This is a genomic window from Nocardioides sp., from assembly GCF_034670285.1.
Classification (GTDB): Bacteria; Actinomycetota; Actinomycetes; order Propionibacteriales; family Nocardioidaceae; genus Nocardioides.
The window spans coordinates 1-14,506 of sequence record NZ_JAXMNS010000034.1 but is presented as its reverse complement, the minus strand read 5'-3'; the positions used below and the strand labels follow the sequence as shown (position 1 = coordinate 14,506).

General features: G+C 71.6%; 14 protein-coding genes and 1 pseudogene. 9 read left to right on the top strand and 6 right to left on the bottom strand.

All coding sequences use genetic code 11. The features are described from left to right. Positions 1-505 (top strand): hypothetical protein (locus VOI19_RS03090; protein ID WP_323791492.1); only part of this gene is annotated, 505 nt, incomplete at its 5' end. Here VOI19_RS03090 and VOI19_RS03085 read toward each other — a convergent pair. Further along, on the bottom strand, positions 468-827 hold the full coding sequence (locus VOI19_RS03085) for a GNAT family N-acetyltransferase (protein ID WP_323791491.1): 360 nt from the start codon (positions 825-827) through the stop codon (positions 468-470). The genes VOI19_RS03090 and VOI19_RS03085 overlap by 38 nt on opposite strands. Continuing rightward, positions 784-1,044, bottom strand: a complete 261-nt coding sequence (locus VOI19_RS03080; RefSeq protein ID WP_323791490.1) for a hypothetical protein — start codon at positions 1,042-1,044, stop codon at positions 784-786. The genes VOI19_RS03085 and VOI19_RS03080 overlap by 44 nt, the downstream gene beginning before the upstream one ends. 72 nt (positions 1,045-1,116) lie before the next feature. Between VOI19_RS03080 and VOI19_RS03075 the strand changes: the two genes are divergently transcribed. Next, positions 1,117-1,824 carry a PaaI family thioesterase gene (locus VOI19_RS03075; protein ID WP_323791489.1) on the top strand — a complete coding sequence of 236 codons (708 nt, stop codon included), beginning with the start codon at positions 1,117-1,119 and terminating at the stop codon, positions 1,822-1,824. A 14-nt stretch (positions 1,825-1,838) separates the two neighbouring features. Here the strand turns inward: VOI19_RS03075 and VOI19_RS03070 are convergent, their stop codons facing one another. Continuing rightward, positions 1,839-1,985, bottom strand: coding sequence for a DUF1059 domain-containing protein (locus VOI19_RS03070; protein ID WP_323791488.1), 147 nt, complete (start codon positions 1,983-1,985; stop codon positions 1,839-1,841). Between the two features lie 135 nt (positions 1,986-2,120). On the opposite strand from VOI19_RS03070, the gene VOI19_RS03065 reads away from it, so the two are divergent. Beyond that, on the top strand, positions 2,121-2,681 hold the full coding sequence (locus VOI19_RS03065) for a DNA starvation/stationary phase protection protein (RefSeq protein WP_323791487.1): 561 nt from the start codon (positions 2,121-2,123) through the stop codon (positions 2,679-2,681). Between the two features lie 92 nt (positions 2,682-2,773). Here VOI19_RS03065 and VOI19_RS03060 read toward each other — a convergent pair whose 3' ends face one another. Continuing rightward, positions 2,774-5,278 (bottom strand): SCO7613 C-terminal domain-containing membrane protein, encoded by a 2,505-nt coding sequence (locus tag VOI19_RS03060; RefSeq protein ID WP_323791486.1) that lies wholly within the window; start codon positions 5,276-5,278, stop codon positions 2,774-2,776. A gap of 190 nt (positions 5,279-5,468) precedes the next feature. On the opposite strand from VOI19_RS03060, the gene VOI19_RS03055 reads away from it, so the two are divergent. The 6 genes from VOI19_RS03055 (at position 5,469) to VOI19_RS03030 (ending at position 12,890) form a co-directional block, all read left to right on the top strand. Next, positions 5,469-6,032, top strand: coding sequence for a hypothetical protein (locus tag VOI19_RS03055; RefSeq protein ID WP_323791485.1), 564 nt, complete (start codon positions 5,469-5,471; stop codon positions 6,030-6,032). 446 nt (positions 6,033-6,478) lie between these two features. After that, positions 6,479-7,222 carry a hypothetical protein gene (locus VOI19_RS03050; protein WP_323791484.1) on the top strand — a complete coding sequence of 248 codons (744 nt, stop codon included), beginning with the start codon at positions 6,479-6,481 and terminating at the stop codon, positions 7,220-7,222. Positions 7,223-7,262: 40 nt separating this feature from the next. After that, positions 7,263-7,889 carry a hypothetical protein gene (locus VOI19_RS03045; RefSeq protein WP_323791483.1) on the top strand — a complete coding sequence of 209 codons (627 nt, stop codon included), beginning with the start codon at positions 7,263-7,265 and terminating at the stop codon, positions 7,887-7,889. Then, positions 7,886-9,520, top strand: a complete 1,635-nt coding sequence (locus VOI19_RS03040) for a hybrid sensor histidine kinase/response regulator (RefSeq protein ID WP_323791482.1) — start codon at positions 7,886-7,888, stop codon at positions 9,518-9,520. The genes VOI19_RS03045 and VOI19_RS03040 overlap by 4 nt, the downstream gene beginning before the upstream one ends. Positions 9,521-9,591: 71 nt before the next feature. Then, entirely contained in the window at positions 9,592-10,350 is a 759-nt protein-coding gene (locus VOI19_RS03035) for a beta-phosphoglucomutase family hydrolase (protein WP_323791481.1), read from the top strand. Then, the gene (locus VOI19_RS03030; RefSeq protein WP_323791480.1) at positions 10,347-12,890 is read left to right on the top strand and encodes a glycoside hydrolase family 65 protein; all 2,544 of its coding nucleotides are present in this window, start codon (positions 10,347-10,349) and stop codon (positions 12,888-12,890) included. The genes VOI19_RS03035 and VOI19_RS03030 overlap by 4 nt, the downstream gene beginning before the upstream one ends. A 32-nt stretch (positions 12,891-12,922) precedes the next feature. Here VOI19_RS03030 and VOI19_RS03025 read toward each other — a convergent pair whose 3' ends face one another. Together VOI19_RS03025 and VOI19_RS03020 are read right to left on the bottom strand one after the other, a co-directional pair. After that, positions 12,923-14,245: a molybdopterin-dependent oxidoreductase gene (locus VOI19_RS03025; RefSeq protein WP_323791479.1), complete on the bottom strand. Its 1,323-nt coding sequence runs from the start codon at positions 14,243-14,245 to the stop codon at positions 12,923-12,925. Positions 14,246-14,295: 50 nt separating this feature from the next. Further along, a pseudogene (locus VOI19_RS03020) lies at positions 14,296-14,506 on the bottom strand (hypothetical protein); the annotation flags it as partial.

The following is a 14,506-nucleotide window of genomic DNA, read 5'->3' as shown; positions in this document are numbered from 1 at the left end:
CCCGCCCTCGAGGCCGGTTGCCCCACCCGCCGCGAAGCCCCAGGTCCCTGCGAGGTCCGAGTCGGCCGAGCCCGGCCGCAGCCTCAACGTCGAGTTCGCGCCCAAGCTGGCCGCGCGCCGCATCGTCGGGGTGTTCCTGCTCGTGCTCCTCGCCGCCACGGTCGGCGCCGCCTTCCTCGCCTACGCCGACGCCCGTCCGCTCACCCTCGGGGCGGCCGGCACGCTGCTCGCCCTGACCCTCGTGGTCTACGCCATCCGGGCCGGCTCGGCACCGACCTACCTCGCGATCCGCTCCGGCCAGCTCGAGGTCGTGCGCGGCAAGACCATGGAGAAGTTCGACCTCACGAGTCGCTTCACCCGCATCGAGGTGGTCGGCACCCCGGGCCGACCCGGCTGGAAGGTGCTGCTCGGCCGCTTCGGGCGCGACCCGCTCGTCATCAGTGGCTCGATCGTCGACCCGAAGCGGTTCATGGCCGAGATGGAGCGCTACCGACCGAAGGACTAGCGGTGCGGTCCCGACCGACCAGGTCGATCCCGAACCGCATCGTGAGCTCGCGGACGTCCTCGAGGTCGCCACCCGCCGACTCGATCGTGCGGCGCGACGCCTCGTTGTCGCGGTCGCAGGTGAGCAGCACCCGCCGGAGCCCGAGGTCCGCCGCGTGGTCGAGGGCGAGCCCCAGCGCGCGTCCCGCGTGCCCCTCCCCGCGCCGACTCGGGCGCACGAAGTAGCCGATGTGTCCGCCGGTGTCGAGGAGGAACGACGTGAGGTGGACTACTTCTGGATCATCGAGGACGACGAGGTGGTCGGCTTCGCCGCGGTCCGTCACCGCTGGGCACTCGGTCGGCGGGCCGCGGAGCGTCGGGGTCGCTGCGGCGCGCCAGCTCGTCGACCAGCACCGCGCAGGCCTCGCGTGACGTCGATGAGCGGATCTCGGCCGACACCTCCCAGGCGCCCGCGCCGTGGACGTGCTCGCTGCCGAACTCGAGCATCGCCGCTGCCCAGCTCGGGTGCAGGCGCAGGTGCGGTCGGACGAGTGCGGTCACGGCTCCATGCAACCCGCGCCGATCGTGGCGGACAAGCGAATTGCACCGTGAGCCATGTCCTAGGGTGCCCAGGTGCCCCCGGACCCGCGCCTCGATGTTCCCGGCTTCACCGTCGACCACGCCACAACCGCCGAGGTCGAGCGTCAGGCGGCGCTCTACGGTCCGCTCGCCGATGCCGTCCGTGGCCTGGCGGACGCCTCGATCCGCACCGAGGTCGACGACGACGAGATCCGTGCCGTGCAGGCCGAGGTTGAGGCGCTCACCGCCCGCCTGCGGTCACGCCAGCTCGACGGGCCGTACGGCGCCCGGTTCGGCGCCGACGGACGTGGCCGCAACTGGGGCAATGCCGTGGTCGGCCTGCGCAACCCGGTCGCCCCGCCGCTGACGATCGAGCGCGACCCCAGCGCCAACGGCGACGTGTGGAGCGACTTCCACCTCGGCGCGGCCTACGAGGGCCCGCCGACCTTGGTGCACGGTGGCGTCTCGGCCCTGATCCTCGACCAGCTCCTGGGCGAGTCCGCCGGCGCCCGCGGCCGCCCGGGGATGACGGGCACGCTGACCCTGCGCTACCGCCGTCCGACGCCGCTCGGCGACCTGCGGGCCGAGGCACGCATCGACCGCGTCGAGGGCATCAAGACCTACGCCACCGGCCACATCATCGGTCCGGACGGCGTCACGGTGGAGGCCGAGGGCGTGTTCATCCTGCCGCGGTGGGCGCGCTCGGAGGAGTCACCCGGGACGCCGAAGCCGGACCCGGCGTCCTCGACCGCTCACGACTAGGTCGCAGCCCAGGGCTAGAGCGCCATGAACAGGATCTGCTCGCGCTCGTACTCCCGCCCGGGGTGCTCGGCCGCGAGGTGCGCCTGCGTCTTCTCGACCAGCTCGTCCTCGTCGGCACCGCGAATCTGCTCACCGCACGGGCAGTTCATCAAGGTCTTCATCGGCCCAGCCTAGGCGTCGAGCCGCCTCCTGTAGAACGTGTTCTACAAACACGCGTCCGGGCGCGACCCTCATCACGTGCGACATCACCCTTAGCGGTGTCCCGATCGTCTCCAGAAGCCTCCTAGGTTGAAGAAATGGCTACCAACACCGGCAAGCTCCGATACACCACCCCTGGCATCCCCACCGCGGACGCCGAGCGCGTCGTCGACCTCCTGCAGGATCGCCTGCATGCAGCGAACGACCTCCACCTGACGCTCAAGCACGTCCACTGGAACGTCGTGGGCCCTCACTTCATCTCCGTGCACGAGATGATCGACCCGCAGGTCGAGGAGGTGCGCGGCTTCGCCGACGAGCTGGCCGAGCGCATCGCCACCCTTGGGGGATCCCCGCAGGGCACGGCCGGCTCGATCGTCGAGAACCGCACCTGGGGCAACTACTCCATCGGTCGCGCCACCACGCAGGAGCACCTCGGTGCCCTCGACCTCGTCTACCAGGGCGTGATCACCAGCTACCGCGAGCAGATCAAGGAGCTCGGCGAGCTCGACCCGGTCACCGAGGACATGTTCATCGGCCAGACCGACAAGCTCGAGCTGTTCCACTGGTTCGTGCGCGCGCACCTCGAGGACAAGAGCGGCGAGCTGAGCACCGCCGACGCCACCACCGAGAAGGAAGCGGCGGCCGCGGCAGGCGAGTAGCCCGCCACGCTCCACCAGCAACCTCCACGAAGGGCCCGCGTCGACCACGGTCGACCCGGGCCCTTCGTGCGTGCGGCCCCACTGCGGCCTGCTCAGCGGAGTCGGCCGAGGGCCACCCCGATCCGGCGCAGGTCCTGCAGACGTCGTTCCCACGTCACCCCGACCACGGTCAGGAGCGCGCCGGCCAGCCCGATCACCACCCACTGCGGCACCTGCCCCGAGTACGGCGCCAGCTCGCCGATCACGAGCAGCGCACCCACAACCGCCCCGACGACGAGCGGCGAACCCCACCGCAGCTGCGCCCCGGCCAGGACGAGCGCCAGGCAGACGAGGCCGAGCAGCAGGGCGCGCCAGGACAGCGGGTCCTCCAGCGACCACAGCAGCGAGGGAACCGTCGCCAGCAGCAGCCCGGGCAGCAGCGCCGCGCGCGTCGAGGCGTCCGGCTCGCGACGCAGGTGGACGATCCCGACCGCGACGAGCACCAGGGCCAGCGGCAACGTGTAGGGCTCCGGGGCGGACACGCCGAGGTCGTGCAGCCGCACCCAGGTGGCCGCTGCGAGGAGCAGTCCGCCCGGGATCGCGAGCTTCCGACGGTCGCGGTGCACCAGCGCCGTCGTGGTGACCAGGACGCCGGCGAGCGTGAGGTAGGCCGACCAGGCGACCGACTCGTCGGTGGCCGCGACGACCGAGATCGGCACGCTCATGATCGCCGCCGCGGCGGCAGCGACCTCGATCTCGACGCGTGGCAGGACGATGGCGAGGACCCCGACGCCGACCAGCACCACGGCCGCGGCCCACGCACGCTGGGCATCGCTCGCTCCGGCCGCCTCGGCGATCGACCACACGAGACCGGCGAGGGCGAGCGGCACGATCGCGCCGGCCACGTGACCCACCAGCGTCGGCGCCGAGGTCCGGGCGCCGTCGACGAGCAGGACGGTGGAGGCGGCCGCCAGGAGGAGCGCCAGCGCACCCACGGTGAGGGTCGCGCTCGGCAGGGCGACGACCACCCCGAGTCCGAGCAGGACCGTCGCGACGGCGGCGGCGAGCGGCTCGACCCGGGCGCTCTGGGGGGACGCCCGCAACGCCACCCCGACGGCGACCAGCCCCGCGGCCACCAGGGTCGCGACCACCGCGCCGAGCCAGACGTCGTACTGGACCAGAGTGGTGAGCGCGGCCAGCAGCAGGGCGAGTCCGGCGACCTCCGGGACCCGACGTCGCCAGCGCAGGGCCACGTAGGCGGCCACGAGCAGAACGAGCGCGCCCGGGACGACGAGCGCCGGATGGACCGGTGACGTCAACGGACCGAGGGTGACGTCGTAATCGCGGGTGAACGGCTCCCCCAGCACCAGCAGTCGCTCCGTCCCGAGCGCGCCGACGCCCGCCAGGAAGCCGACCACGACCACGGCGGAGAGAGCGAGCGGCACCCGCACCGCCATCGTCGCGCGGGCAGCGAGGGCGATGTTCGGCGAGGAGTCGACCGCGACCGCGATGAGCGTCCACACCAGGAGTGCCACCCCCCATGCGGCCGCAGCGGCAGTCGCCCCGTTGTCGAGAGCAGCGAACAGCGCGGTCGGTGTCGCGACGAGCCCCGCGACCGCGATCGCCACCTGCCATGCGCGGTCGCGACCGGGCACCACCGCGATCGGCAGCAGCGACAGCACCACCGCCGCCAGGAGCCCGTAGCCGTGGACGTCGCCGGCGACCCAGAGACTGCGCAGGGTCACCTCGTCCTCGTGGACGAGGGCCTCGATGAAGCCCTGAGAGATCAGGACCGTCCACCAGAGCATCCCGACCAGGACCAGACCGACGACGACCACCGGGACCCGGCGACCCAGGGCGAGTCGCACCACCGCGGCGCACGCGAGGACGTCGATGACCAGCATCACCCGGGTCGTGTCGGTCAGGTCGAGCGCGAACCCGGTAGCCAGCAGGAGGCCGACGACGATCGCTGCCTGCGGGACCACGAGAGGCCGTTGCTCGACGCCGAGCGCGGTCAACAGCCCGACGGCGACCGCCGCCACGACCAGGCCGATGACCACGCCGAGGGCGCTGCCCGAGATGTCACCGAGCCAACCCGCGTTCTCGGCACCCACGAGGTCGAGCACGAGCAGGCCCAGCGCGATCGCACTGAACGCCTCACCGGCGATCCGCAGGCCACGGCGTCCCAGCCGCACGCCCACCGCTGCGCTGGCCACCGTCGCTGCCACCAGGACCGCCGTGCGACCGCCGATGCCCAGCCAGGACCAGGCCACCGCGAGGAAGATGACCGCCGCCACCAGCAGGCAGGCGGCTCCGAGACCGAGAAGGATCTTCGGCACCGAGGGCGCCGACAGCCCTCGGCCGCCCTGCCGCGGGGGCAATGTCGTCGAAACCGTCGTCGAGGCCGGAGCCATGCCCGGGAGCAGGGACGCGTCAGACGACGCGGGCGCCGAGGAGCGGAGCTGCACGAGCAGCTCGTCGGCGTGCTGGAGCGTGCTCAGCAGCTCGCCGGCCACCGGACCACGCAGTGGCAGCGCACACGCGGGACACGTCTCGGGTGCTACGGGGAGGGTCGCCCCGCAGTCGGGGCACAGCGCGGGATCCGCGTAACGGGGCATGAGGCCATTGCAGCCCAGGTCGACGCCGGCCCGCACCCCTTTGGGACTCAGGGCTCGCTGAGTACGCGGGCTCAACCGACGGGCCGGCCGCCCTTCCGACCGTCGGGCGTCCCCAGCGCATACCGCCGCTGCTGGTCGGGCACGGGACACCCAGCGACCCGTACTGCCACTCGACGAGAGAGAGCTCGACGTGGAACCCGACTCGCTGCGGCCACCACTGAGAACGGCCACGCTCGAGGCGAGCGCCGACTGCCGCCGTCCACACCTCGAGCGGTCGGAGGCGCTGATCGTCGTGGACCTCACCGCCATCGCCCTGGGCGTCGCGCACTCCTTCAGCACCTCCGCGCGCCGACAGGACCTCGACTTCACCATCGACGACGGGCTGGCGGCGACCGCGGACCCGGGCCTCGTCAGGGTCCTGCTCGAGCACCTGCTGCACCAGGCGGTCCGGCACACGGCTCACGAGCCGCTGGCACGCATCGAGCTGAGGCGGGCGCTACCCCAGCCACCCCAGCCACCCGGGCCACCTGGGCCACCTGGGCCACCTGGGGCACCCGGGGGGCCGATCCACTCCAGTCGTCTCGCGGTCTTCGTCGTCCGCGACAACGGACGCGACCCGACCGTCGACCACGGCCTCGCGCTCGCCTCCCAGATCGTCGAGCGTCACGGCGGACGGTTCCGAGCCGTCTACGGACCCACGAGTGGCGCCGAGCTCTATTTCTCGCTCCCGCGCGCTCGCTCCTGCCGCGGCTGAGCGCCTTTCGGACCCTTTCACAGCTCTCGCGAAAGTTTCCTTCGGATCTTCGTACATACCCTCCTCGGGATCGGGCACGGCAGTGTTGGGAGTTGACCGGCCCTGCCCCCCAGCGGGCTGGAGCACCCGGGACGGTCCGCCGCGGGGAGTGGTGGACCGTCCCTCCCAGATCGTGTCCGTGGCCGCCGCCTCCGGACGTCCCGCCGCCGGCCTCGCGCCGCGAAGGGCCTCTGGAGGCGGACGCCGCGGACGCTCTCGGTCTCGGGTCTCGCTCGCGTCTCTCGAGCCTCTCCCGCGCTGCCTCGGCGGCCGACGTCGCGCGCTGTGCGATTGATGTGAATTCACCGCGCCGCCCCAGGGATCGTCCTACCGTTGGCGCTGATCGCTGTCCGGGAGGGCCGCGACGGGAGGACTGGGGATGAGGACTACGCCATGAGGGACCCCTCGTGACCGCCACTGCGACCGTGGCCGGCGCCAGCATGCTCGCCCACGGCCTGCACAGCCTGATGGTGCTGCTCGGCCTGTGGGGTCTGGCCGCGCTGCTGCTCCCCCACGTGCTCGAGCGTCGCCGGCTCCGTCTCGCGGCCGACGCCCGCGCTCGGCAGAGCGCCGAGCTGCGCGCAGCGCTGAGCCTCGGCGCTCGCCAGGTCGCCGGGCAGAGCGTCCTCACCCTGCCCCGGCAGCCCACGCCGTCCCGGACCACCTCCACCTGGTCGGCGCCGTCCGGAGCCCTGGGCCTCCCCCTCGCCCTCGTCGCCGCGACCGCTGCCGCCGGGATCCACCTCGCAGTCGGTCCCGCTCACCTCAGGTCGGAGCCGGTCTCCTCGATCGGTCTGCTCATCGCCGGCACGGCCCAGCTCTGCTGGGTGGCGTCGATGGTCTCCCGGCCGCGCCTCTCCGCACTCCGTCTCGGGCTCGCGCTGCACGGCGGTCTGATCGTCCTCTGGGCCTGGACCCGACTCGGCGCGCTCCCCTTCGGCCTGCTCCCCGAACGCCATCCCCTCGGGGGCTGGGACGTCGTCTGCGTGCTGTGGGAGGTCCTCTGTCTCGTCGCCTCCGTCCGGTTGCTCCAAGGCCGCGCACCCCTGACGCTCCCCGACTGGTTCGACTGGCATCCGAGCACCCGCTTCGCCGTCGGCGCTGCAGTCGTCGTCACGGCGATGCTGATCCTGACGGGGGCACCCTCCTGAGCTCCATGGCCCCTCCACTCCCCAAAGAAGGTGCACCCTCATGACCTGGCAGATCGGCATGGCGGCCAACGCAGTCATCGCGGTGGCCTACTTCTTCATCTCCGCAGCGATCGTGCTGCCCCTCGCGCGCAGCAACCAGCTCCGCAGCAACCCGCTCGGCGCCGCCACCGCGGCGATCTTCTTCACCTGCGCGGTGCATCACGGGTCGCACGCCGTCCACATGCTCCTGCCCGCCTTCACCAGCGACGACCAAGGGCTCTCGATGCGTGCCGCCTGGGGGTGGCCGCTCGCCATCTGGGACATCATCGGCGCCCTGGTGGCCCTCTACTACTGGTCGCTGCGTCGCAACTACGGCGCCCTGATGGAGGGCGCCGCCCTCTTCGAGGATCTTCGCCTGCGCGAGCAGCAGGCTCTCGAGCTCAACGACTCCGTGCTCCAAGGCCTCGTGGTCTCCAAGATGGCGCTGGACCTCGGCGATCCGGAGAAGGCGACTCTCGCACTTGACACCTCGATCGCCTCCGCGAGTCGTATCATCACAAATCTGCTCGGTTCAGAGCAGATGGACATCAAGCTGCTGCGCAGCGCCCCTGCCGTGCTCGATCTCCACCAGCGGGCAACACACGTCACCGACGCAGACGGACCCACGAGCGAGGAGAACCCCACGTGAATGCCCTCGCTGCGACGACACCGCCGCTGAGCGTCGTGGTCATCGACGACACCGCAGACCTGCGCGACCTGCTCAAGATCGCGCTGACCCGCGGCGGGTTCGAGGTGGTCGGCGAGGCTGGCGACGGCCAGGAGGGCATCGACACCGTGCGTCGTCTCGTGCCGGACGTCGTGCTGCTCGACCTCGCCATGCCGGTGATGGACGGCATCGAGGCGCTCCCCCAGATCCGCCGGCTCACGCCGAAGGGCAAGATCGTGGTGCTCTCCGGCTTCGGCGCCCAGCACATGTCGGAGCGGGCGGTCAACGCCGGCGCCGACGGCTACGTGCAGAAGGGCGCCCCGCTCAACACGATCCTCGACTACGTCCGCGAGGTCTGCTCGGGGAGCCACATCCTGCGCCGCTCGCTCTCGGTCGTGTCGGCCGACGCCCCGCACAACGGGAGCACGAGCCTGCACGCCGACAAGGTCGACAAGGTCGACAAGGTCGACACGGTCGCCAAGCATCCGCCGCCGGCCGCTGGACGCTCGGGCGACACGGAGTCCTCGGCCGCGGCGGACTCGACCACTCCGCCGACGGAGGTGTCCGTGCCGTCAGCCGAGTCGACCACGAGCACCCCTCGTGCGCCCGAACGCACCCGCGGCGGTGGGTCCGGGGCCGGCCCCGCGAACGTCTCCGCCTGGGAGGCCCTGCGCGTCGCTCCGTACGGCGTCATCGAGCTGGCCGACGAGCCGCTCTTCCGGATCGTGCACGCCAACCCGCTCGGCGCCCGGCTGCTCGGCACCGACAAGGCCGGCACCCCCCTCGCGATGGTCGCCTCCGAGCTGGCTGCCCTGGTCTCCTACCACCGCCTGGACTCCGATGCCTCCTTCGAGGCCGAGGTCGACGGCGGCCGGGTGCGCGCCTCGCTGCGTCGTACCGGCTGGTCGATCCTGGTGTTCCTCGACTCCGCAGCCGAGGACGTCGGCCTGCTGCGCCGGGCGATCGCCACGACCGCCCACGAGGTGCGTGGACCGGTGGCCGTGCTCTGCGGCATCGCCGAGACCCTGGCCTGGGACGGCAACCAGATGGACGACGCCATGCACGACCGACTGCTGACCTCGGTGGCCCGACAGGCCCGGATCCTCGACCAGATCACCGCTGACCTGCTGACCGCCGCGCAGATCCAACGCGGCACGCTGCGCGTCGATCTCCAGGTCGTCGAGCCCCGCACGATCGTGCAGGGCATCGTCGAGACCCGCTTCGACGTCGACGTCGCCTACGAGGACGACCGAGCGGTCCGCGCCGACCCGTTGCGGCTCGAGCAGATGATCACCAACCTGCTCAGCAACGCCCACAAGTACGGCGAGGCACCGTTCCTGGTGCGCGTGCGCCCGTGCACCGAGCGCGACGACCTCGTCTGCATCGACGTCGTCGACCACGGCGAGGGCGTGCCGGTGGAGTTCCGCGACCACCTCTTCCGCGAGTTCGCTCGCGCGCACGGCGCCGTCGCGACCGGCACCGGCCTGGGGCTGTACGTCGTCCGCACGCTCGCGCAGGCGCAGCAGGGCGAGGTGTCCTACACCCCCGGCGCCGAACGCGGCTCGATCTTCACGATCCGCCTGCAGGCCGACACCCCGCTCGAGGTGGGCTGACGATTCACCCGGACTCCACAGACTCCGTGACGACTGCGTCCCCGAAACATCCGGCCACTACTGTGCCCGGCATGGACTGGAACGACTACGAAGCCGTGCTCTTCGACCTCGACGGCGTCATCACGCCCACCGCCGAGGTCCACATGCGCGCCTGGGCCGCGATGTTCAACGACTTCCTCGTCGAGCGGGGCGGCCTACCCGGCCAGGACCCGTACACCGACCAGGACTACTTCGACCACGTCGACGGCAAGCCTCGCTACGACGGCGTCCGCGACTTCCTCGCCTCGCGTGGCATCGAGCTGCCCGAAGGCACCCCGGACGACGACCCCTCGGCGCTGACCGTGTGCGGTCTCGGCAACCGCAAGAACGACGCGTTCGCCCAGGTGCTGCGCGCGGAGGGTGTCGTGGCCTACCCGGGGTCGGTGGCGCTGCTCGACCAGCTGCAGGCCGCCGGCACGAAGATGGCGATCGTGTCGTCGTCGAAGAACGCTCCCGACGTGCTCCTCGCGGCAGGCGTGGCCCACTACTTCCCGGTCGTCGTGCACGGCGGGGTCGCCGCCGAGCGCGGCATCGCCGGCAAGCCGGCCCCCGACACCTACCAGGAGGCCGCGCGCGAGCTCGGCGTGCCGGAACACACCGCAGTCGTCGTCGAGGACGCCACCAGCGGAGTCGCCGCCGGCGCGGCCGGCGACTTCGGTCTCGTGATCGGCGTCGACCGCGGTGTCGGGGTCGAGGCTCTGCTCGCCGCCGGTGCCGACGTCGTCGTGGCCGACCTCGGCGAGCTGCTCTCGGGAACCACTCAGGACACCCCCCAGGAAGGCCCCGCATGAGCACCCTCGACCCCGTCGTCGCCGACCGTCAGGCCCACCACGGCGCGAGTCACGTCGCCCCGGAGGCGATCGACCCCCTCGACCGCAGCCGTTTCCCGATCGATGAGTGGAAGCTGGTCGAGACCCGCTTCGACGCCACCGACCTCGGCGTGACCGAGTCCATCTTCAGCGTCGGCAACGGCTACCTCGGGCTGCGCGGCAACTACGAGGAGAGCCGCGACTTCGACGCCAACGGCACCTTCCTCAACGGTTTCCACGAGACCTGGCCCATCCAGCACGCCGAGGAGGCCTTCGGCTTCGCCAAGGTCGGGCAGACGATCGTCAACGCCCCCGATGCCAAGATCATTCGGCTCTACGTCGACGACGAGCCGCTCGAGCTGTCGACCGCCGACCTGGTCGACTACCGACGCACGCTCGACCTCCGCACCGGCGTGCTCTCGCGCCACGTCCTCTGGCGCACGCCCAGCGGCAAGCGCGTGCAGGTCGACAGCACCCGGATGGTGTCGTTCACCCAGCGCCACCTCGCCGTGATGACCTTCGAGGTCACCCTGCTCGACTCCTCGGCCCCGGTGGCGATCAGCTCGCAGGTGCTCAACCGCCAGGACGCCGACCGTGGCGCGGCCGTCGACATCGCCGAGGCCGCCCAGGCGCTCGACCCCCGCAAGGCGGAGCGGTTCGCGCAGCGGGTGCTGATCTCGGAGACCGAGGACTTCGTCGACGGCGACCTGCCTGACGACCGGCTCTCGCTGCGCTACAAGTGTGCCGAGAGCGGGATGACGATCGCCCTCGCCGCCGACCACCACCTCGAGACCAACAACGAGCACAGCGCGGCCTACGAGCGCAGCGACGACATCGTGAAGGCGATCTACCGCGTCAACGCCCGTCCCGGCGAGAAGATCAAGCTCACCAAGACCGTCAGCTACCACACCGCGAAGGTGGTGCCCACCCGCGAGCTGCTCGACCGGTGCGCCCGCACGCTCGACCGCGTGAAGCACGAAGGGATCGCCCAGCACTTCGACGACCAGGAGGCCTGGCTCGACGCGTTCTGGAAGCGCTCGGACGTCGAGGTGCCCGGTCAGCCCGCCATCCAGCAGGCGGTGCGGTGGAACCTCTTCGCGATCAACCAGGCGTCGGCCCGCGCCGACGGCATCGGCATCCCGGCCAAGGGGGTGACCGGCTCCGGCTACGGCGGCCACTTCTTCTGGGACACCGAGATCTACGTGATGCCGTTCCTCACCTACACCAGCCCCGGCGCCGCCCGCAACGCGCTGCGTTTCCGTCACTCGCTGCTCGAGTCCTCGCGTCGCCGAGCCCGCCAGCTCGCGCAGAAGGGCGCGCTTTTCGCCTGGCGCACCATCAACGGCGAGGAGGCGTCGGCGTACTACGCAGCCGGCACCGCGCAGTACCACATCGACGCCGACATCTCGTACGCGCTGAGCCAGTACGTCGGCGCCACCGGCGACTACGAGTTCCTCGACCACCAGGCGATCGACATCTTCGTCGAGACCGCCCGGCTCTGGTACGACCTCGGCTTCTGGCGCAACGAGGAGGGGTCGGCGTTCCACATCCACGGGGTGACCGGACCCGACGAGTACACGACGGTCGTCAACGACAACCTCTACACGAACGTGATGGCGCGCTTCAACCTGCGCCGTGCGGCCGAGGCGGTCTCGTTCCTGCAGGAGCACCGGCCCGAGGCCTACCGCTCGATGGCTCAGCGCGTGCGGCTCGACGAGGACGAGGTCTACAACTGGGCCCGCGCCGCCGAGGCGATGACCATCCCGTTCGACGAGCACCTCGGGATCCACCCGCAGGACGCCCACTTCCTCGAGCGCGAGATGTGGGACCTCGGCAAGACCCCGGTCGAGAAGCGGCCGCTGCTCCTCAACTACCACCCGCTGGTGATCTACCGCTTCCAGGTGCTCAAGCAGGCTGACGTGGTGCTCGCACTCTTCCTCCAGGGTGAGGACTTCACCATGGAGCAGAAGAAGGCGGACTTCGACTACTACGACCCGATCACCACCGGCGACTCCACGCTGTCGGCCGTCGTGCAGGCGATCATCGCCGCAGAGGTCGGCTACCACGACCTCGCGCTGCGCTACTTCCACGCAGCGCTCTTCGTCGACCTCGCCGACCGCCACGCCAACACCTCCGACGGCGTCCACGTCGCCTCGACCGGCGGCGTGTGGAGCGCGCTCGTCTCGGGCTTCGGCGGCTTCCGCGACCTCGGCGCCGGCCGCTGGAGCCTCGACCCGCGCCTGCCCGACGGCTGGGACGAACTGACCTTCCGGCTGACGCTGCGCGGCACCCGGGTCCGGGTGTGCGTGCGCGCCGACGACCTCGAGCTGACGATCGAGGACGGCACCCGTCCCCTGACCTTCGAGATCCGCGGGGAGAAGGTCACCGTCGCGCCCGACAACGAGGTCGTCGTCGCCCTCGACGGCCACGGCGCCCGCATCTCCGGCGAGCCGCCCAACCCGGTCGGCATGTACCGCGCCGACGGCACCGTCATCACCGCCACCGTGCCTTCCGGCGACTAGCTCGGCGCCGTCCGCACGTAGCCGGTCAGCGCCTAGCGGACCCGCAGCCGCACCTGGTGGTGGCCGGTCGTGCCGTCGGGGAACGGCGGCGAGGGCCGCGCCTCCTGCACCGTGCCGTCGCGACTGATGCAGCGAGCCGTGAGCGTGTGGCGTCCCTCGTCGAGGGGGACCTCCAGGCGCCAGCGTCGCCACGAGCTGGGCGAGACCTCGCGGGCGAGCTCGGCGCGCTGCCAGGGCCCGTCGTCGACGCGCACCTCGACCGCGGCGACGCCGTGCGGCGGATGCCAGGCGGTGCCGACGACCGTCGTCGGTCCGGCCGGCAGTGACGGCAAGCGGCGGGGAAGGCGCGGAGGCATCCCGGTGCGGGCCGGGGAGTCGATGCGGGCCATCGGTCGCAGCCACACCGTCTCGCGGGGCCAGCCTCGCGCCACCCAGGTCGCCTCGACCGAGCCCGACGGGACGACGTCGAGACGTGCGAGCCACTTCACGCCGTTGTACTGACCGACCACCCCGGGGGTCATCACCCGGGCGGGGAAGCCGTGGCTCGCGGGCAGCGCCGACCCGCCCATCCCCACGACCACCCAGCTGTCCGCCCCGAGGGCCGTCTCGAGCGGCAGCACCTGCCGATAGCCGTCCACCGCGGTCATGACCAGGTCCAGACCGTGACCGGGCGCGCTGTCGCGGTCGATGACGTGAGCGGCCGAGAGCACCTCTCCGACCGGCACCCCGGTCCAGGTGGACTGTCCGATGCGGTCCCAGCCGAGCCGGTTGTGCACGCAGGCCAGCAGCGCGTGCCGGTGCTGCAGCCCGAGTCGCAGCAGGTCGGCGTACGAGAACTCCGCCTCGCCCACCTGCAGTCGCCACGCGTCGAGGTCGATCGCAGGCGGACGCATGTTGACGTCGGTGACGTAGAACCGGCCGGGGTCGGTGACGAAGGGCTCGAGGCCGGGCCACTCCTCGGCACCGTCGTCCGAGGTCGGCGCCTCCAGCAGGGGCTCCACGTGCGCAGGCACCCGCTCGAGCCGCGCCGTCCGCTCCGCCAGCCGTCGACGCGCTCGCACGAGGGCGGCCGTGCCGGCGAGGAGTCCCAGGCCTGCAGCCCACCGCGGCGGAGCAGCAGCGCCGGCTCGCTCGAGGGCGAATCCAGCCGTGGCCGCCGCCGTGGTGGCGATGCCGAACCGGGTGAGGTGCTTGTCGGCGATGCCCACGAACCGGACGGTCTGCTCGACGACCGGCAGCGGCGCGAGATCGACGACGACCGACCCCACGGTGTCGATCACCGACGTCCCGCGCAGGCTCGCGGTGAGCTCGACCAGCCCGACCCCAGCCAGGCCGAGAGCGGAATGACGCAACATGGTTCCTCCTGTGCCGGTAGTCGGGCGATCAACAGCAGCGGGGCCGGCCCTCAGGAGCGCTGGTCACCGGAGTCGGCGGCGGGCGGGGTGGCGTGCTCGGGGAAGTCGGCGTCGACCTTGGTCTCCTCGATCAGACACGACTTGACGAAGTCCTCGCCGAACGGCGTCAGGTGGATGCTGCGGCGCACCACCTTGGCGAACTTGACCGAGTGCATCGCGGCCAGCACGTCGGGCTGCGCTTCGAGCACCTGGTAGTCCATC

Excerpts from the sequence above, each read along its gene's own strand:
- VOI19_RS03070 (WP_323791488.1), bottom strand. The coding sequence starts at position 1,985 with ATGAAGACCTTGATGAACTGCCCGTGCGGTGAGCAGATTCGCGGTGCC.
- VOI19_RS03065 (WP_323791487.1), top strand. The coding sequence starts at position 2,121 with ATGGCTACCAACACCGGCAAGCTCCGATACACCACCCCTGGCATCCCC.
- VOI19_RS03060 (WP_323791486.1), bottom strand. The coding sequence starts at position 5,278 with ATGCCCCGTTACGCGGATCCCGCGCTGTGCCCCGACTGCGGGGCGACC.
- VOI19_RS03045 (WP_323791483.1), top strand. The coding sequence starts at position 7,263 with ATGACCTGGCAGATCGGCATGGCGGCCAACGCAGTCATCGCGGTGGCC.
- VOI19_RS03035 (WP_323791481.1), top strand. The coding sequence starts at position 9,592 with ATGGACTGGAACGACTACGAAGCCGTGCTCTTCGACCTCGACGGCGTC.
- VOI19_RS03030 (WP_323791480.1), top strand. The coding sequence starts at position 10,347 with ATGAGCACCCTCGACCCCGTCGTCGCCGACCGTCAGGCCCACCACGGC.
- VOI19_RS03025 (WP_323791479.1), bottom strand. The coding sequence starts at position 14,245 with ATGTTGCGTCATTCCGCTCTCGGCCTGGCTGGGGTCGGGCTGGTCGAG.